The organism is Vreelandella glaciei (assembly GCF_013415125.1).
In the GTDB taxonomy this organism is placed as follows: Bacteria; Pseudomonadota; Gammaproteobacteria; order Pseudomonadales; family Halomonadaceae; genus Vreelandella; species Vreelandella glaciei.
This window is the reverse complement of the sequence record NZ_JACCDE010000027.1, coordinates 1-18,112: the sequence shown is the minus strand read 5'-3', so window position 1 is coordinate 18,112 and position 18,112 is coordinate 1. Positions and strand designations below refer to the sequence as shown.

The following is an 18,112-nucleotide window of genomic DNA, read 5'->3' as shown; positions in this document are numbered from 1 at the left end:
GAACGATGTAAGAAGGCTCAGCCGAATCAGTTTTAGCGCCTCCGCGATGAAGTAACGGCATCCATTCAACCCTAAAAATATATAAGGATACGGTATGCAAAAGAAGACGAGTTCGCTCCCTATCATTCACGCTACCTTAGCAACGCTGTTGCTGTCGCTAGCAATCCCAGTGCTGGCCCATGAAGGGGGCGCAAGCACTTCACCTAAGGATGGCGTGACCATTCAGGATTCCCCAGCAGAGATTGGCATTGAGTTTGGTGGCATGATGCGTATCACCCAGTTTGAAGTGACAGGCCCGGACGGCTCTGTTCCTCTTGATGGTCAGCCAGGCAGTGAACAGGTCGAACGCTACTTCGTAAAACCAGGTGAAATTCTTTCGGCTGGGGACTACCAGGTACGCTGGCGCGGCCTATCGGATGACGGGCACATGATGACCGACGGTTTTAACTTCTCGGTCGAGCCCTGACCCATGGCCTGGTGGTTCTCCGTAAATAGCCTCGACGTCTGGACCGTCGCGATGATTCTCGTGGCGGCCGGGGTTTACCTCAGTGCCCTAGTCGCGACGGGAGCCGTGTTGTTTCGTCTAGCATTTCCCCAACTCCCTGAACATGACCGGAGGCACGTCGCCCGCATGGGTGTCCTTGCTGTCTGGGCCGGGATTATCCTGATTCTGTTCCAGTGGCCTTTAGAAGCTGGTTACCTTGGGGGCGGCAATATAGCGGCTGCAACCAACCCAATGCTACTCGGGATCGTGTTCGAGGGTGCGTCCGGGACCCGGCTGATACTGGTGGTAACTGGCTTGCTGTTGGTCCAGGCGATTCAGCTCAATAACTTAACACTCTCAAAAACAGCCAATAGCTTGAGCCTAGTGGGCGTGTTACTGGTGATGCTGGCGTTCGTGCAGGTGGGACATACGGTGAACACCCCACGCCTCGTTCTGGCTGGCTTGCTGATCATTCACTTGATGGCGGCGGCGTTCTGGGTAGCCTCGCTGTGGCCGCTGTTCCACTTAGTGGGGCAACATTACAACCACGGCAATACCGCCCGTATTCTGACCCGTTTCGGGCAACTCGCCATGGGCGGAGTTGGCGTGTTGGTACTGGCGGGCGTCACTTTGGCCACGCTGCTAACAGGCGGTCTCACACCCCTGCTCACCACGGCATATGGACAGTTCTTGATCGGCAAAGTATTGATTGTCGCGGTGCTGCTGTTATTTGCTGCCGCGAACAAGTGGCGGCTTGTACCTGCCTTTGAGAGCGGCGACGCAACAGCCCCACGACGTTTGCAGCGCAGTATTGCGCTGGAGGTGGTGCTGGTCGTGGTTGTCCTGCTGATTACGGCGGTGCTGACAAGGGTGACATCACCGAATGGGTGACCAACAGGGCAACCACCTTGTAGAGCCGATCCAGAGATCGAACATTAACGGTCGCCTTCTTGTGGGCCGTACACTGAGGTTTAGGCGGATGCTGCCATAGGCATTGCACCAAAAAGACGAAAAGTCATTGCTGCAGTGTTGACACTAATTAGAGAGCAGTATCTAGTCAGGATCCATCATCATATTAGAAATACTGTTGTGCAGCAGATCCTATTATTACGTTAGGTTCAGGCTCGTTTCAGGTTAACACCGTATAAAGAACAAGTGACAATAACCTCTGAGGTAAATGACCATGCGCAAAAACACTTTAGTAACGTCTTTATTTGCTCTTTCACTAGGCTTAGTAACAAGCGCCACGTGGGCTGCACCTGGCCATGGCGGCGGGGATAGCGGCCTAACTGAGTCTGACGTCGACCGCACGATCAGTCTCGAGGCTGGCGATATGTGGTTCGACCCTGAAGAGCTAGAACTGGCGGCTGGGGAGGTGGTTAAATTTGAAATCACCAACACCGGCAATTTAGAGCATGAATTTGTGATTGGCAGTAAAGAAGCCCATGAAGAGCATCGAAAAATGATGCTAGACATGGCAAATGGCGAAGGTCATGACATGTCAAACATGTCACAAGGTGAAGGCCACGATATGGCCAATATGAGCATGGCAGGCGTCACAATTGCACCTGGTGACACCGGGACTCTATTATGGAGTGTTCCTGATAATACTAACGAGCTAGAGTATGCTTGTAACATTCCCGGCCATTACGAATCCGGCATGTACGGCAATTTTACTTTCTAATCTGACGTTTACCCATGAAACTGTTGCTACTCGAAGATGATGATTTGCTGGCAGAAAGCTTGGCAGAGAGTCTCAAGGACAACGGTTACCTTGTCGACTTGGCCGCTTCATTGAAAGCGGCCAAGTCGCTAATGGCAACCGAGCATTACGAGCTGGCTATCTTAGATCTCGGTTTGCCCGATGGCTCGGGACTAGATCTACTAGCCCAGTGGCGCAAGCAAAAACGCAGCACGCCTATCTTGATCTTGACGGCGCGCGATACTTGGGAAGATAAAGTCATTGGTCTTGAAACGGGTGCCGATGATTACCTAGCAAAACCCTTCCATGAAGCCGAGCTTATGGCCCGTTTGAAGGCACTGCTGCGCAGGCAGTCTGGTCAGTTATCTCAAGTTGTGACGCTCAATGGCGTATCGCTGGATGAAGCAGGTCAACGAGTATGCCTAGAGGGAGAAACTTGGCGTTCGCTAACGGCGACAGAGTTTCGATTACTACGCTACTTAATGCTGCATCCAGATCGCATTCACTCCAAAGAGCAGTTATTAGAGCAGCTCTATGCCCTGGAACAGGATGCCGCCGCACCTAACTTGGTCGAAGTCTATATCGCTCGTCTGCGCCGTTATCTAGGCAAATCAATTATCCAAACTCGCCGCGGCCAGGGGTATTTCTTTGCTTCACATTGATCGGCGCAGTTTACGTTTTCGACTACTCGCCTGGCTAGCCCGGATTTCTCATGAGGGGATAAAAGAAAGCGGCTGAAAGTGCTATAGTTTCAGGACCTTACACCGTTCACCAAGCACCAACAGCCGCTATCCAAAATGGTACCTGAAAAACTGACCTTCTCGCCACTGTCTCGCCGTCAAATTGAAGCCGATTTCTCCGGTGGTCATATCACCTCCGATGCCGGCCTGCTTTTGCTTCGCGAAGTCGACAACCAACACCAGCTCACTCAGCGCCTGGCTACGGTGCTGGACGATGCCCGTAATCCGGTACTGGTTCGCCACAAGCTTCAAACCATGATCCGGCAACGGGTCTTTGGCGTAGCCGCCGGATACGAAGATCTGAACGATCACGAAACGTTACGCGCTGACCAGGCACTTCAGACCGCGACTGGCGAAGCGGCCATTCTAGCGGGCAAATCAACACTGTGCCGAATGGAGCAGCGCGTGGACCGGCAGGCCGTGGTCAAGGCCCACGAACTGCTGTGGCATCACTTCATTGAGCAGCACGACGCCCCACCCAAGGAAATCGTGCTGGACTTCGATGGCACCGACGTTCCGGTGCATGGCGACCAGCCCGGCAAGTTCTTTAACGCCTACTACGATCACCATTGTTACTTCCCGCTGTACGTGTTCTGCGGTCGCCATCTGCTGGTGAACTACCTGCGCACCAGCAACCGAAGCGACAGCCGCCACAGCTGGGCCATTCTGGCCCTGCTGGTGAAATTCATCCGGCAGTACTGGACGAATACCCGCATCGTGTTCCGGGGTGACAGCGGCTTTTACCGTCCCCGATTGCTGAGCTGGTGCGACCGGAACAACGTGGACTATCTGGTGGGCCTCAGCAAGAACAGCCGGCTGCTCAAGGAGGTAGACGTACCCTCGATGCTGGTTCGCAAGGCTCACAACGAACTGGGTGAAAAAGTCTGCGCCACCTATCGATTCCAGTACCAGGCCCACACCTGGAAACACCCCCGCTGGGTGATCGCGCGTCTGGAGGAGGGCGAACTGGGTGCCAACCCCAGGTTCATTCTCAGCTCCCGTTACGACGACGGCGTTAAACTCTACTACGAGCAATACTGTGCCCGGGGTGACATGGAAAACCGGATCAAGGATCAGCAGTTGTGTCTGTTCGCAGATCGCACCTCCAGCACGCGGTGGTGGACCAATCAGTGGCGGTTGCTCTTATCGGGCTTTGCCTACACGTTGTTCGAGCGATTACGGGCCCACTTGAAGAAGACCCCCTTCGAGAGAATGAGCGCCAGTAACCTGCGGCTGAAGCTGATCAAGGTGGGCGCGGTCATCATTCGCAACACTCGACGCATACGGGTGTTGATGAGCGATGCCTATCCTTACAAAGACGAACTCTCTGACCTGGTGCGTCAACTGGTTCCGGAATAGAAGCCTGGGCTCCCCCGGCCCGACTCAATGGGGGAAAGGGGGCCGTGTGTCCGGACAACAGAAATTGATCGATTATTGATCAGTCACGGCCGCCAATGAGCGGTAATGGCGGTAACCCGCACAGTCTGCGAGACTTGCTGGGGACCTATGAGAAATCCGGGCTAGGAGTCTGCGCGGCAGAAACGTTTTGAGCCCTCGTTTCCGCCAGACCGGATCATTGTCTGGCCGGAAGGAGTGTTCGCGATATCGGATCGGCTCCATCATCGCTTTCGATCCAGCCAGTTAACCGGTTAAAAGGGGCATCGCAGGGCCCCAGCTGTACCTACCGTGAGCCAAAGGCTGCCTCAGCGACTTATGCCAACCTCATCAGTGAACTCATGCGCCTGAGATTGAGCGACAGACAGACAAGATCCCATTCACCCTGCACCGCCTGAAGGCCCCGCAAGCCGAACTGCCGGAAGCCCAGGACATTCTTGATCCAGCCATTCACCGCCTCAACCATGTGCTTGTGCTGAGCGTAGACTGCTCGCCCCTCCGCCGTGGTAAGCTTCTCCTCCATGCGGGCCGTCGCCGGGTACCGGCTCGCGTTTATATCTCCGGTTTTTTTGCCTTCCCGGCGCAGCGAGACGTAGCCATCTATGCCTTTTGTCTCCAATGCCTGCAAGTCTTCCTCTTTGCGATAACCCGCATCAGCCAGACATTGGCCTGGGTAACTTCCCAGAGTTTCTTTTACCTCGCCCAGCAGCGGCACCAGACAGCCGTTATCACTGGGGTTGTTACCCTGGCGGTTGCCCACGATGATCTGGAACTCGCCATCCACGGCCAGTTGGCCGTTATAGCATTGCTGGAACCCATCATTCGTTTTCATGATCCGGCTTTGGGGGTCGGTAAAGTTACTCTGAGCCTTGTCCTCCGGAACTCCATAATCTCTCTTGAAGTTCCGGCCACCCTTGGGTGAGCGGCGATCATCGTCTGGATGCCGGCCTTTGGCCTCATCTTGCGTTTTTTGATCCGCTTCCAGTTTCTCCTTCGCTGCCCGGATCTTGTCCAGCCGCCCCTGACGGTGCTGAAGCTCTTCGGGTAACTCGTCGCCCCGCTGATCCGGGCCAAACTGTTGGTCTTCCGATTCATCCACACGGCGAGCCTGGCCACAAAGCTCATCAACCTCTTTTGACAGACGGGCTTCTTCTTCTTCCTCCCGCATGCGGTCATAGCTCATGGCCTTGTGCTTACTGGCGTTGGCCCGGACCTTGGTGCCATCAATCGCCAGCGTACCGAGAGTAACCAATTCCGCTTCCTGGGCGATCCGGACCACCTGAATAAATACGGCCTTGAACGCAGCCAGGTGTTGCTTGCGAAAATCGCAGATAGTGCGGTGTCTGGGGAAATTGCCAGCCGCCAGGACCCGAAGGGCGACATCTTCTTCCAACTTCCGGGCGATCTTTCGTGATGAAAACACGCCGGTCGCGTACGCATAGATCAACACCTTCAACATCATCCGCGGATCGAAAGGCGAGTTGCGCCGACCGCTCCCTTCATACCGGGCGTAGAAGGCACTCAGATCCAGTTCCTCGACCACGTCACTGATGAAATAGGCCAGATGCCCTTCGGGCAGCCACTCGTTCAGGCTCGGGGGAAGAAGCAGTTCCTGATCAGGTGAATAGGGGCGGAAGGTGGTTCCCATCGGATTCTCCGGTGCTGAAGAATTTTTACGTATTATGCCAGAAGGTGGCTCCTGCCGCGCAGACTCCTAGCATAGGCCGGTAACAAACTGTCGAAACCGGCAAGAAGTCCCATTGTGGCAGCTCCTTGTATAAGGCGGCGCCTGGACACACCTGCATAGAAATGTCTATCGCTCATAGGTTGCTCCTAAAACCATGTATATACAGCTTCTCGCGTTCGTGGCTCGATTGTTGACGCTACCCGGTGCAACTGAAATCAAACTGAAAAGTCGACCGGTAACCCCCCATTTTTAACGGGTTGCTGTTTTTCTGGGGAGTTGCCGTTACTGGTACAATCCATGGCAGACTGGCGAAACTTTCCCACCTCGAAAAACGGCGCTTACAAATGAAAATTCTGATTGTTGAGGACAATGCGGTACTTGCCAAAAGAATATCGGACTGGCTTGCGCAGGCGCACTACACAGTCGATATCGCCAAAACCGGCAAAGAAGCGGACTCGTTGATTGAAACAAGCTCCTACCAGGCCGTTATTCTCGATATCGGACTGCCCGATGAAAATGGACTGTCTTTAATGCAAAGATGGAGAAAAAACGGGAAAAAAGAGGCCATCCTTATTCTGACCGCACGCTCCAACTGGACTGAGAGAGTAGAAGGGTTGAACGCGGGTGCCGACGATTACCTTCCCAAACCGTTTGAGTTTGATGAACTGAAAGCCCGGCTCAGTGCGATTATCCGCAGAAAGGACGGCAGAACGACAGACCAGATCAGCGTCGACGGATTTCATCTCAACGCCACCTACCGAACGCTTACCACGCCCGACCAGAAAGAGTTCAGACTGACAGCTACGGAATTCCGCCTTTTGCAGTGTTTCCTCCGTTCACCGGACCGGGTGTTTTCCCAGGACGACCTGGTTGAAACCCTCTACAACATAGAAAGATGCCCCACCAGAAATGTTGTTCAGGTCTATATAGCCAGGCTCAGAAAAATAATAGGGGGCAATAAAATCAAGACTTTGCGTGGCCAGGGCTACTTCTTCGAAAAAGATCCTAACCGCTGAACGCCCGAGTGAACCAACCAGGTTAAAATATGTCTGCTCCGAAAAGTATCCGCAGAACAGCCATTCAGTATGGGGCTGTTTTCAGCCTCGTATATTTTACTCTGATATTCTTTTCACACACCTACGTGATAAAGCAACTATCGGACGAGTCCAGGAAGCAACACCTGAACAAAGAGCTGGGAAACTTTCAGGCAATCATTGAGGCTGAATCCCCCACAACCGACGACCTCAGCAACATGATCAATCAGTTTGAAATGCTTCTGGGGCATGCCATCGTCATCGAAACGGCTAGCGGAAGCGTCCTGGCGAGCCCGAACTTTGACCAGAGCCAACTGCAGGGCGCTGCAGAGAAGCCCGAGGGTTTCATCCACATAGCGCAGGGTGCGAACACGCTTTTCGGGCTCAAACGCATTTTCTCCGCCAGTGAAAAACTGGCCTCAATCACCGTTCTTGAAACCGAGGGGGCGCTCTCTGAACGACCGCTGAAGGCCCACCTGACATTGCTCGGTGCCTCGGCCGTTCTTCTGGCGATACTGCTGGCACTGATTGGAACCACCACACATCTGACGTTAAAGCCCATCAGTAGGATAAAAGAGGACCTGAGACGGCTCCAATCCGGGAAACAAAGTCGTCTGAACCCTCACGTGCCGGAAGAGTTTCGTCCGCTGATCCGGCAGCTCAATGATTTGCTCGAGCTGTCAAACCGGCGGCTGGACCGCCACCGCCGCCTGAATTCCGATCTCTCTCACCTGGTCAAAACCTCTATTTCTGCCAATCTTGCCATTTTGTCGGATATCGATACCTTGCCTCCGTCCCGGGAGGATGTTGTGTTTATGGCCTCTAACTTGCGGGAGCTTGACAAATCCCTGAAATACCGGATGAGCAAAGCAGACATATCAGGCAGACAGATGGGACGGACGTGCATGCCGGTTGAAATCACGGCAAGTGTCATCACCGTTATGGAAAAAATCTTCCCTGACACGGTTTTTCGCCTCCACACCAACTTACCTGAAAACTTCAGCTGGCCAATGGAGCGACAGGATCTTTCAGAGCTACTTGGCAATTTACTCGAAAATGGCGGGAAGTGGTGCCAGACAACCGTCGACGTTACAATCGCCCGCACGTCATCAGGACTCTCCATAGAAGTAGCGGACGATGGCCCCGGAATTTCTCCCGAGGCGGCAGCCACTGTCATGAACAGGGGTACCAGGCTGGATGAAACGGTCGCCGGTTTCGGGCTCGGATTGTCCATCGTGTCCGAGATTGTCGAAGACAACCTCGGACAGATGAACATGGGTACCTCAAAAAACGGAGGAGCCAGCATTGTCATTCTACTGCCACTTCCGGATTAGAAAACCTCCAGAAAGGCAACCGTCGATGACGCAGCGCGGCTTCTCCCATTTTTTACCGTTGGATATCACTCACCTTGGCTCTTGAAAAGCGACCGAACAGAACCGGCAAAACAAAGAGTGTCAGGAAAGTTGCAGTCACGAGACCACCAACAATCACGCTGGCCAGTGGCTTCTGGATTTCAGCACCCACGCCCGTCGACAACAGCATCGGTATCAAGCCGAGCGCCGAGGTTATTGCTGTCATCAAGACAGGACGTAAACGGGAGACGGCACCTTCAAACACCGCGGCATCCATGCTCAACCCATCCTGTATTCGCTGATTGATGCTTTCGACCATGACGACCCCGTTAAGCACCGCCACACCAAACAGTGTGATAAATCCAACGGAACTGGGGACTGAAAGGTACTGGCCGGAAATCCAGAGCGAAAAGACGCCACCAATGACAGCAAGCGGCACGTTGACAAGGATTAACAGTGCCTGACCAACCGAACTGAAAGCAAAGTACAGCAACAGCGCAATCAGGCCCAGAGATACAGGGACCACAATGGTCAATCGTTTCTGAGCTCGCTGCTGGTTTTCAAACTGACCACCAATATCCACCGAATAGCCGGGGGGAAGGTTCACTTCTGACGCGATAACATCCTGAATATCGGCAACCACACTGCCCATGTCACGACCCTGCACATTAGACTGAATGACCACACGGCGCTGAACGTCATCGCGGCGCACCTGAGGCGGACCGGACTGAATAGAGATATCGGCAACATCACCAAGTCTCACCCAGGCTCCGGACGGCGCCTGTAACCTGAGATCGGCAATGGCATCCCGGTCTTCCCGGAAACGTTTGGCCAGACGCACATAGATATCATACCGCTCGTTGCCGTTGATGATCTGGCCCGCAGCGGCACCACCCAGTCCGTCCCGGACGACACTCATCACATCAGACACGGCGAGTCCGTACCGGGAGAGTGCCTGACGGTCTGGCTGAACCACCAACTGCGCTTCACCGGCAATCTGCTCCATGGCCACGTCCCGGGTCCCCTGAACAGTTCGGACCGCCGCTTCGATCTGTTGGCCTTTCTCGGCCAGCACCTTGAGATCCGGGCCAAAGAGTTTGATGGCCAACTGCGCGCGGACACCAGACAACAATTCGTCAACCCGAGTTGCAATAGGCTGAGAAAAGTTAAACAGTAGCCCCGGGTGCTGTTCGAGCTTCGCCTCAAACAGGGCCTGCAATTCATAGCGATTACTGGCGCTGGTCCACTCGGCTGTTGGCTTGAGGCCAATGTAGATTTCGATGTTGTTGACGGGCTCCGGATCGCCGCCTATTTCCGCCCGCCCCGCCCGGGACAGCGCGTAGGTCACTTCTGGAAATTCCATCAGCATGGCTTCCAGTTTTGGCGCCACTTCAAGCGCCGTATCAAGGCTTGATGAAGGGGCCAGGGTCACCCGGAGGTTAATCGTGCCCTCTTCCAGTTCAGGCACGAACTCCGTGCCGAGTCGTGGCACAACCAGCGCCGCCAGCACAACAAGAACAGCCGCCGCGCCAACAACCACGCGGCTATGCTTCAGTGACCAGGCAAGCCCCATGCGATAGAGCTTTTCCAGGGGTTTTAGAATGAAGCTTTCCCGCTCCCGGATACCCTTACGGAACATGTATGACGCCAGCGCGGGTACAACCACCAGAGCGACGATCACAGCGGACACAATGGCCAGCATGATGCTGATCGCCATTGGCTGGAAAAGCTTGGCTTCCACACCTTCAAAGCTGAATAAAGGCATGAAAACGACCAGGATAATCGCCGTCGCGAAAAAAATTGGTCGCGCCACTTCCCGGCCTGCCTCCTGCAGTCGAAGCGCAATGCCATGGTCATCGTGTGACGCGTCCAATGGGTCAGGGTCGTTTTTCACCAATTCATCCCGACGGGCGTCATGCTCAGCATCCGGATGCGTCAGATGTTTGAACATGTTCTCGACCATAACAACAGAGCCGTCCACCAGCATGCCAATTGCCACAGCAATGCCGCCCAGAGACATCAGGTTGGCCGAGAGACCGAACCAGGCCATGATCATCAGCGCAATACCGATAGAAATCGGTATAGAAAGCAGCACGAGCGTTGCTGCCCGAAGATTCATCAGAAACAGGGCAAGCACGATCGCAATAAACACAAAAGCCAACAGAAGTGCATTGGTCACCGTCTCTACGGCCTTGGTCACCAGATCCGCCTGGTTGTAATAGGGCTCAAAACGAACCCCACTCGGAAGCGCCTGATTTATGCGATCAATGCGGGCCTCGATGCCGTCGATGGTGGCTTTTGTGTTGGCCCCCATTCGTTTGAGTACAATGCCAGAAACCACTTCACCCAGTTGTTCAACCTGACCGGCTTCATCCTTCCGGGTCATGGTTACCGCACCCTGGCGAATTTCAGTGCCCAGCGCTACCTCGGCGACATCGTTCACTGTCACTGTAATGCCATCACTGGTTTTAACGGGCACCTGACGGATCTGCTCGAGCCCCTGCTCGCCATTACCCAGCCAGCCCATACCGCGAATAACCAACTGCTCCTGCCCGCGGCCCATATACCAGCCCCCAACATTGGAGTTGTTGTTCTCCAGGGCTTCCATGACATCGTTCTGTGATAAGTCATAGGACAGCATTCGCGCCGGGTTCAGGTTAACCTGGTACTGGCGGACCTCTCCGCCAAACGACAGGATTTCCGTAACCCCTTCAGCCGGTATCAGCAACAGTTTGACCAGCCAGTCGTGCAAGCTGCGCAATTCCATTGCGTCGTACCCCGAATCCGGGTCCGCTATCAGCAAGTACTGGTAGACCTGGCCAAGACCGGACGTATTCGGCCCCATTTCAGGCACCCCGACCCCGTCCGGAATCAGCTCCCGCGCGGCCTGCAACCGCTCGAAAACCAGTTGGCGCGCGAAATAGATATCCGTGCCCTCTTTAAAGACCACGGTGACACCAGACAACCCGGTTTTGGAGATGGACCGAACCTCCTCAACATCCGGCAACGCATACATCACCGCTTCAATGGGATAGGTGATCAGCTGCTCGACTTCCTCAGCCGCAAGTCCGGGCGCCTCTGTATTAACAGCGACCTGGACGTTTGTAACGTCGGGGAAAGCATCAAGATTCAGTTTTGGTATCTGAAACGCGGCCGTGGCGATAAGCACTGCAAGCGCAATAAGAACCAACAGGCGGTTCTGAACCGCCCAGTCGACAACTCGGTTGAACATAATGACTCCCGGAATCAGTGGTTGTGCGGATCAAAGCCGCCTTTGGCAATTTCAGAGGCCACAAAAAATGCGCCCCGCAAAACGACTCGTTGGCCCGCAGCCAGGCCGGAAACCTCACGGAGCCCGCCAATTGAGCGGCCCAGTTCCACTTCCACGGGTTCATACTCGCCTTCGGCCTCTTCCACATAGACCGTCCAGTCGCCGTCCGCGCCACGCATCAATGCAGTCTCCGGCACGGCAAGCACCGGCTCGCTGGTCTTAAAACGAAAATACACATCTGCGAACATTCCTGGATGAAAACGATCTTCAGGATTGTCCAGCTCCAGCCTGACAATCCGCGTGCGGGTCACAGGATCAATGGTGTGGGCTTCCTGGGACACCGTTGCCACGGCCACACGACCCGCTGCCCTGACTTCGGCTTCCGCGCCCTTCTCTAGAACAATGTCGGAGCTTGCTGGCAGATGGGCTTCTACCCAAAGCTCACTCTCATCAGCAAGAGTCACCAGCGGCTGGCCAGCCTCAACTCTTTGTCCTTGCTCAAACTCATCGGTCAGTACTGCACCATCCACGCGAGCCCTGAGCATGTATTCACCGAGACTATCCACCCCGCTGGCCTTCAACGCACCAATGTCATCATCGTTCAGCCCGTAAGCAAGCAGAGTCGCGCTTGCCGCTTCAATGTTGGCTTTCGCTGTATTGAACCGCTGATCGCCAACCACGGAACGACCCAGCCCGCTGATTCGCTTCCATTCAGGAAAAGCTTTCCTGTAATCCGCCTGCGCCTGTGCCACCGTCTCACTGAACAGGGTTACCAGCGGCTGGCCCTTGGTTACGTGCTCACCCAGTTCCACGTGACGCCGCAGCACCACTGAGGCAACCCGGGGGGACACGTGATAGCTGGTATAGCCGTTGGTCAGCAGCTCACCGGGCGCGTAAATTTCATAGTCAACGCGCTTGCTTTCGAGGGTTGCTACTTCAATGCCGGCGAGCTCTTTCTGTTTGGCATTGATGCTTGCGGTGGCCGCTTCTTCATGGCCACCGTTCTCGTCTTCGTGGCCGTGCCCCCCTTCCTCTTCATGATCACCTTCCTCCTCATGCTCACCTTCTTCACCATGATCTTCCTTATGCTCGCCCTCCTCACCGGTGACTTCCTGATGATCGTCGCCACTGGCAGCATGATCATGACCGGCTTCCTGATGAGCATCTTCCTCTGCCTGTACAAAAGAAAGTGGGGCTGTAAGCAACGTCAATGCGAATACTGAAATCAGAGCTTTTTTCATAATGAATATCCAGTTTCCAGACTATTGTTGGAAGGGGGTGATCAGTTCGCCAGACTGACTCAATAGCTCAATCAGACCCAGCTGCGCCTGCTTTTCCAGTTCAATACCGGTTTTCAGACTCTCCGCGCGCTGGCCCAGCGCCTGGAGATACTCAGAGGTGGAGAGGTCGCCGACCTGCCACTGCCTCTCAAGCAAATCAGCACTTCGCTGTACACGCCCCTGGGAGAGTTCTGTCCATCGGCTGAGTTGGGTGTCGTATCGCTTCCAGGCAGCTCGGGCGCCCGCCAGACCATACTGCTGCTTCCGATAAAGTGCCTGAAACCGAGCCTCGGCCTCTAATGATCGTCGGTTGGCAGCCTGGATTTCGGCACGGTAGTTATTACGGACATTCAGAGGGATCGAGAACGTCAGGCCAACCAGGTTCTCACCGCCATCACGCCCTCCGCTCAGCCCGACCGTGGGAGATGCCGTCGCTCTGCGACTGACCACCTCGGCTTCGCTCCGCAGCACCTGCCACCTCGCGCGGGCGGCAACAATTGACGGATGAGCCAGCAAATTGTCGTTATCGACCCTGGAAGCAAGAGCCGGCCAAATGTGCCCGGGGATCCCCCCATCCTGAGGCCTCCAGTCCGGCAGACGTTCTTGAACCTGAGTTTCTGCCCGATCAACTGCGGCCTTTGCCTGGGCGACTTCGCTCAACTGACGGGATAGATTTAGAAACAGAAGCTCTGCATCGGCACGCCCCAGATCACCTGCCTGCTGGCGTTGCTCAACCTGCTCCAGCAAGGCATCCAGACGGTGTTGCTGGGATTCCGCAATTTCTTCGGCACGCGTCGCCGCGCGCCACTCGACAAGCGCAAACAGCGACTCGGACGTTTGTGCCAAAACCGCCTCGTTCAAATCAGCTTCAGCGGAAAGCCTGATCAGCTTTGCCTTGTCCTTTAGCGCACCCTGTTGATCAGACCAATCGATCGTTTGTGACAGCCCTGCCTCAAAGTTGTTTTCACTGCCCGTTCTGTCTGCTCCAACAGACAGCTCCGGGTTATACAGCGGTTGTTCGCTTGCCTCAGCATCCGCATCCCGGGCTGCCGCCTGCTCTGTCGCCGCCATGACATCCGGATGCTTGCTTATCTGGCCAGTGAGCCAATTTGTCCAATTCACAGTCTCCGCTTGACCGAACAGAGGAATAGACAATAGTACTGAACACAGCAACGCCCTGGGCGAGTGCTTGCTTGCCTTCATCGACTTTCTCCCGAAGGGGTAAATAGCCACAATTCATGGGCGCGAGGCGTCCATGACAAAGTAGGTAGAGGTGGAGATAGTAAGTGAAAAGGTTGAAATGAACTTGAATTTGGAAGGCATTAGCTCAGGGAACTTGAAAGTGCTCCTCAATAAGGGCGGGGAGAAGCGGCAACGCGACTCATGGCCACGATGCCGCCATCCAATCTAGGAAAAGCGCTGGTTTGATGCCGGTTGAAGTGCGCTCTCGTCGGTCGCACCATCGTCGATACGAACAGCCCGAACCAGGCGGGATACAAGCACCTTGCCGTCACCCGGGTGCCCTTCCTGGGTTCTGCCCGTTCTGACAATGAGTTCCACAACTTCACCAGCGACATCATCGGTCGCTACGTCTATTTCCAGCTTGACCATCTTCACTTTCTCCAGAGGCGACTCATCGCCGACCAGATGACCAAATTCGCCGAGAGACACGACAGCAATACTTGCCACCCCCTTAACTTTGGCCAGAGCATCAACCACATGCTCTGCCATCACTTCTCTGACATACGCTTTTATTTCATACATAAACCGTCTCCTGACTATCAGACTGAAACGTCACGACGTTCAGATGCAAACCACTGGTACACACTGGGCAACACCACCAGCGTCAGCAGCGTTGAAGTGATCAGACCGCCAACCACAACCGTTGCCAGTGGCCGTTGGACATTAGCCCGGATTTCTCATGAGGGGATAAAAGAAAGCGGCTGAAAGTGCTATAGTTTCAGGACCTTACACCGTTCACCAAGCACCAACAGCCGCTATCCAAAATGGTACCTGAAAAACTGACCTTCTCGCCACTGTCTCGCCGTCAAATTGAAGCCGATTTCTCCGGTGGTCATATCACCTCCGATGCCGGCCTGCTTTTGCTTCGCGAAGTCGACAACCAACACCAGCTCACTCAGCGCCTGGCTACGGTGCTGGACGATGCCCGTAATCCGGTACTGGTTCGCCACAAGCTTCAAACCATGATCCGGCAACGGGTCTTTGGCGTAGCCGCCGGATACGAAGATCTGAACGATCACGAAACGTTACGCGCTGACCAGGCACTTCAGACCGCGACTGGCGAAGCGGCCATTCTAGCGGGCAAATCAACACTGTGCCGAATGGAGCAGCGCGTGGACCGGCAGGCCGTGGTCAAGGCCCACGAACTGCTGTGGCATCACTTCATTGAGCAGCACGACGCCCCACCCAAGGAAATCGTGCTGGACTTCGATGGCACCGACGTTCCGGTGCATGGCGACCAGCCCGGCAAGTTCTTTAACGCCTACTACGATCACCATTGTTACTTCCCGCTGTACGTGTTCTGCGGTCGCCATCTGCTGGTGAACTACCTGCGCACCAGCAACCGAAGCGACAGCCGCCACAGCTGGGCCATTCTGGCCCTGCTGGTGAAATTCATCCGGCAGTACTGGACGAATACCCGCATCGTGTTCCGGGGTGACAGCGGCTTTTACCGTCCCCGATTGCTGAGCTGGTGCGACCGGAACAACGTGGACTATCTGGTGGGCCTCAGCAAGAACAGCCGGCTGCTCAAGGAGGTAGACGTACCCTCGATGCTGGTTCGCAAGGCTCACAACGAACTGGGTGAAAAAGTCTGCGCCACCTATCGATTCCAGTACCAGGCCCACACCTGGAAACACCCCCGCTGGGTGATCGCGCGTCTGGAGGAGGGCGAACTGGGTGCCAACCCCAGGTTCATTCTCAGCTCCCGTTACGACGACGGCGTTAAACTCTACTACGAGCAATACTGTGCCCGGGGTGACATGGAAAACCGGATCAAGGATCAGCAGTTGTGTCTGTTCGCAGATCGCACCTCCAGCACGCGGTGGTGGACCAATCAGTGGCGGTTGCTCTTATCGGGCTTTGCCTACACGTTGTTCGAGCGATTACGGGCCCACTTGAAGAAGACCCCCTTCGAGAGAATGAGCGCCAGTAACCTGCGGCTGAAGCTGATCAAGGTGGGCGCGGTCATCATTCGCAACACTCGACGCATACGGGTGTTGATGAGCGATGCCTATCCTTACAAAGACGAACTCTCTGACCTGGTGCGTCAACTGGTTCCGGAATAGAAGCCTGGGCTCCCCCGGCCCGACTCAATGGGGGAAAGGGGGCCGTGTGTCCGGACAACAGAAATTGATCGATTATTGATCAGTCACGGCCGCCAATGAGCGGTAATGGCGGTAACCCGCACAGTCTGCGAGACTTGCTGGGGACCTATGAGAAATCCGGGCTAGGAGGCGTGGCACTATTCGTAGTGGTGACGACCTGGCTACTGCATGGCATACTGCTACAGAATCTTGCTCGGGATTTTTTGGGTGAGCGTCTTCAGCGCGAAGCCGACCATGCCGTCACGCAGCTTGAGCAAGGTGAAGCCGCCGTGCCTGCCGCGCTTGACTCGGTTAGCCAAGGCTATCAAGTCTTTCATCATCTCTACGTACTCCGCTTCAACGGCTCGGTCAGCGCTTCCGACCCACAATGGCAGCAACAGCTGGCTTCGCTGCTAGATGAAAGCGGTGATGCTCTAATAGACGTGAATCGCGGCGAGCAACACATGCTCGTCTATCGTCGCCATTTTGAATGGCAGGGCACGCAGGGTGTGCTGCTGGTGGGTGAGGACTTCTCTCAAGTAGAAGCAGGGCTTGCAACATTGCACTGGTGGGTCGGTGGGATTGCCAGCGCGCTGTTAGGAATGCTCATCATACTCAACATGTTAGCGGTTAATCGTGGACTCAAGCCACTCTGGCAACTGCGTCAACAGCTTGAAGCATTGCGAGCGGGCAAACGTGATCGCTTGTCATTAATAGCCCCTTCTGAGCTAGATGAATTAGTCGACCAGTTGAACTGGTTTATGGATGACATTGACCTTCGCTTGAAGCGCTCCAGAGAGTCGGTCGCGAACCTATCACATGCATTAAAAACCCCGCTGGCAGCCGTTACCCAAGTACTGCGTGGCAATCGGCCCATTGATGAAACCCGACGCCATAAACTGCTCAGCCGTATTGAGGATATTAACGCCCAGCTGGATGCGGAGCTGCGTCGCTCACGTATTGCAGGCCCTAACGCGGGGCGAATGGCCAACGTCACGCGTGATAGTTCACGGCTCATCGAGATGTTCCGCAGCCTTTACCCTGAGCGTATCTTCAACCTCGCCCACTCGGCAGGCGAGAAAGACCAAGTGCCTATTGAGGCTCACGACTTTTCTGAAATATTAGGCATCGTGCTCGATAACGCTGGCAAATGGTCAAATAGGTGCGTTAATTGTGTTATTGCCGTCTCCGCTACCACACTCACGCTCACCATTGATGATGACGGCCTCGGCGTTGCAGAAGAGGATCTTTCGCGCTTGGGAGAGCGTGGCGCACGACTGGATGAACGCCGTCCCGGCTACGGTTTAGGCCTGTCGATTCTTGCGCAGTTAGTTGAACGTTACTTGGGGCACTCACATTTTGAGCGTAGTCCACTGGGGGGCTTGCGCGTTACGATTACCCTGCCTCTAGCGGGTGAAGTAGCTAATTAATCATTATTCAGCTTTGTTTCAGGTTCTTCCATCAAGATGGTGCCATTCATCATTGATGGGAGTTACACATGGCACGCTCAAGCATTATTTCTCACCCGCTTTCTCGCCGGCAAGTCCTAAAAGGCGGTGCTGCCTTAGGGTTAGGTTCCGCTGCCGCAATGGGACTAACTCCCGCCTGGGCAAGCCCCTGGGGCCGTACGAATGTCTATGCACAGGGCGTCGAAGAAGGGCCCGAGATATCACTCGCTATCCGCCGTGAATCCATTCCGATTGACGGACAAGAAGCCCACCCAATTACCATTAACGGTACCAGTCCTGGCCCGCTGATTCGTTTGAAAGAAGGTCAAGACGCCGTACTGCGTGTCACCAACCTGCTGGACGAGTCCACCTCCATCCACTGGCATGGTCTTA

At 55.0% G+C, this 18,112-nt stretch carries 16 protein-coding genes; 10 read left to right on the top strand and 6 right to left on the bottom strand.

The features are described 5' to 3' along the window. Window positions 1-94: 94 nt before the first annotated feature. From HZS80_RS16910 to HZS80_RS16890, 5 genes are all read left to right on the top strand, one after another. Window positions 95-466 carry a copper resistance CopC family protein gene (locus HZS80_RS16910; protein WP_035561708.1) on the top strand — a complete coding sequence of 124 codons (372 nt, stop codon included), beginning with the start codon at window positions 95-97 and terminating at the stop codon, window positions 464-466. Window positions 467-469: 3 nt separating this feature from the next. Beyond that, a complete protein-coding gene (locus HZS80_RS16905) occupies window positions 470-1,375 on the top strand; it encodes a copper resistance D family protein (RefSeq protein ID WP_113270566.1) in 906 nt (301 codons plus the stop codon). Window positions 1,376-1,667: 292 nt separating this feature from the next. After that, window positions 1,668-2,168, top strand: a complete 501-nt coding sequence (locus HZS80_RS16900; protein WP_113270640.1) for a cupredoxin domain-containing protein — start codon at window positions 1,668-1,670, stop codon at window positions 2,166-2,168. Between the two features lie 14 nt (window positions 2,169-2,182). Next, a complete protein-coding gene (locus tag HZS80_RS16895; RefSeq protein ID WP_113270565.1) occupies window positions 2,183-2,848 on the top strand; it encodes a response regulator transcription factor in 666 nt (221 codons plus the stop codon). A 135-nt stretch (window positions 2,849-2,983) separates the two neighbouring features. Then, the gene (locus HZS80_RS16890) at window positions 2,984-4,285 is read left to right on the top strand and encodes an IS1380 family transposase (protein ID WP_179916735.1); all 1,302 of its coding nucleotides are present in this window, start codon (window positions 2,984-2,986) and stop codon (window positions 4,283-4,285) included. Window positions 4,286-4,637: 352 nt separating this feature from the next. On the opposite strand, the gene HZS80_RS16885 is transcribed toward HZS80_RS16890, so the two are convergent. Continuing rightward, window positions 4,638-5,969: an IS1182 family transposase gene (locus HZS80_RS16885; RefSeq protein WP_179916737.1), complete on the bottom strand. Its 1,332-nt coding sequence runs from the start codon at window positions 5,967-5,969 to the stop codon at window positions 4,638-4,640. A gap of 383 nt (window positions 5,970-6,352) precedes the next feature. Here HZS80_RS16885 and HZS80_RS16880 point away from each other — a divergent pair, with 383 nt between their 5' ends. Together HZS80_RS16880 and HZS80_RS16875 are read left to right on the top strand one after the other, a co-directional pair. Beyond that, entirely contained in the window at window positions 6,353-7,024 is a 672-nt protein-coding gene (locus HZS80_RS16880) for a response regulator (RefSeq protein WP_035561696.1), read from the top strand. A gap of 29 nt (window positions 7,025-7,053) precedes the next feature. Continuing rightward, the gene (locus HZS80_RS16875) at window positions 7,054-8,376 is read left to right on the top strand and encodes an ATP-binding protein (protein WP_035561693.1); all 1,323 of its coding nucleotides are present in this window, start codon (window positions 7,054-7,056) and stop codon (window positions 8,374-8,376) included. A 52-nt stretch (window positions 8,377-8,428) separates the two neighbouring features. Here HZS80_RS16875 and HZS80_RS16870 read toward each other — a convergent pair whose 3' ends face one another. The 5 genes from HZS80_RS16870 to HZS80_RS24175 form a co-directional block, all read right to left on the bottom strand. Next, complete coding sequence (locus HZS80_RS16870) at window positions 8,429-11,626, bottom strand: efflux RND transporter permease subunit (protein ID WP_179916736.1); 3,198 nt, start codon at window positions 11,624-11,626, stop codon at window positions 8,429-8,431. Window positions 11,627-11,640: 14 nt separating this feature from the next. Further along, window positions 11,641-12,906, bottom strand: coding sequence for an efflux RND transporter periplasmic adaptor subunit (locus HZS80_RS16865; RefSeq protein WP_035561686.1), 1,266 nt, complete (start codon window positions 12,904-12,906; stop codon window positions 11,641-11,643). A 21-nt stretch (window positions 12,907-12,927) separates the two neighbouring features. Continuing rightward, complete coding sequence (locus HZS80_RS16860; RefSeq protein ID WP_241524677.1) at window positions 12,928-14,067, bottom strand: TolC family protein; 1,140 nt, start codon at window positions 14,065-14,067, stop codon at window positions 12,928-12,930. A gap of 285 nt (window positions 14,068-14,352) precedes the next feature. Next, window positions 14,353-14,709 (bottom strand): P-II family nitrogen regulator, encoded by a 357-nt coding sequence (locus tag HZS80_RS16855; RefSeq protein ID WP_035561679.1) that lies wholly within the window; start codon window positions 14,707-14,709, stop codon window positions 14,353-14,355. Window positions 14,710-14,726: 17 nt separating this feature from the next. Then, window positions 14,727-14,861, bottom strand: a complete 135-nt coding sequence (locus HZS80_RS24175) for an efflux RND transporter permease subunit (protein WP_227497867.1) — start codon at window positions 14,859-14,861, stop codon at window positions 14,727-14,729. Between the two features lie 90 nt (window positions 14,862-14,951). On the opposite strand from HZS80_RS24175, the gene HZS80_RS16845 reads away from it, so the two are divergent. From HZS80_RS16845 to HZS80_RS16835, 3 genes are all read left to right on the top strand, one after another. Further along, window positions 14,952-16,253, top strand: a complete 1,302-nt coding sequence (locus HZS80_RS16845) for an IS1380 family transposase (protein ID WP_179916735.1) — start codon at window positions 14,952-14,954, stop codon at window positions 16,251-16,253. Window positions 16,254-16,423: 170 nt separating this feature from the next. Continuing rightward, window positions 16,424-17,701, top strand: a complete 1,278-nt coding sequence (locus HZS80_RS16840) for a sensor histidine kinase (RefSeq protein ID WP_253507524.1) — start codon at window positions 16,424-16,426, stop codon at window positions 17,699-17,701. Window positions 17,702-17,769: 68 nt separating this feature from the next. After that, window positions 17,770-18,112: multicopper oxidase domain-containing protein (locus tag HZS80_RS16835; protein WP_179916734.1), on the top strand; the 343-nt coding region annotated here is incomplete at its 3' end.

Bases quoted from the DNA above. Each gene is read 5' to 3' on its own strand.
- HZS80_RS16870 (WP_179916736.1), bottom strand. From the start codon at position 11,626: ATGTTCAACCGAGTTGTCGACTGGGCGGTTCAGAACCGCCTGTTGGTT.
- HZS80_RS16865 (WP_035561686.1), bottom strand. From the start codon at position 12,906: ATGAAAAAAGCTCTGATTTCAGTATTCGCATTGACGTTGCTTACAGCC.
- HZS80_RS16890 (WP_179916735.1), top strand. From the start codon at position 2,984: ATGGTACCTGAAAAACTGACCTTCTCGCCACTGTCTCGCCGTCAAATT.
- HZS80_RS16845 (WP_179916735.1), top strand. From the start codon at position 14,952: ATGGTACCTGAAAAACTGACCTTCTCGCCACTGTCTCGCCGTCAAATT.
- HZS80_RS16855 (WP_035561679.1), bottom strand. From the start codon at position 14,709: ATGTATGAAATAAAAGCGTATGTCAGAGAAGTGATGGCAGAGCATGTG.
- HZS80_RS16910 (WP_035561708.1), top strand. From the start codon at position 95: ATGCAAAAGAAGACGAGTTCGCTCCCTATCATTCACGCTACCTTAGCA.
- HZS80_RS16900 (WP_113270640.1), top strand. From the start codon at position 1,668: ATGCGCAAAAACACTTTAGTAACGTCTTTATTTGCTCTTTCACTAGGC.
- HZS80_RS16875 (WP_035561693.1), top strand. From the start codon at position 7,054: ATGTCTGCTCCGAAAAGTATCCGCAGAACAGCCATTCAGTATGGGGCT.
- HZS80_RS16895 (WP_113270565.1), top strand. From the start codon at position 2,183: ATGAAACTGTTGCTACTCGAAGATGATGATTTGCTGGCAGAAAGCTTG.
- HZS80_RS16905 (WP_113270566.1), top strand. From the start codon at position 470: ATGGCCTGGTGGTTCTCCGTAAATAGCCTCGACGTCTGGACCGTCGCG.
- HZS80_RS16885 (WP_179916737.1), bottom strand. From the start codon at position 5,969: ATGGGAACCACCTTCCGCCCCTATTCACCTGATCAGGAACTGCTTCTT.
- HZS80_RS16880 (WP_035561696.1), top strand. From the start codon at position 6,353: ATGAAAATTCTGATTGTTGAGGACAATGCGGTACTTGCCAAAAGAATA.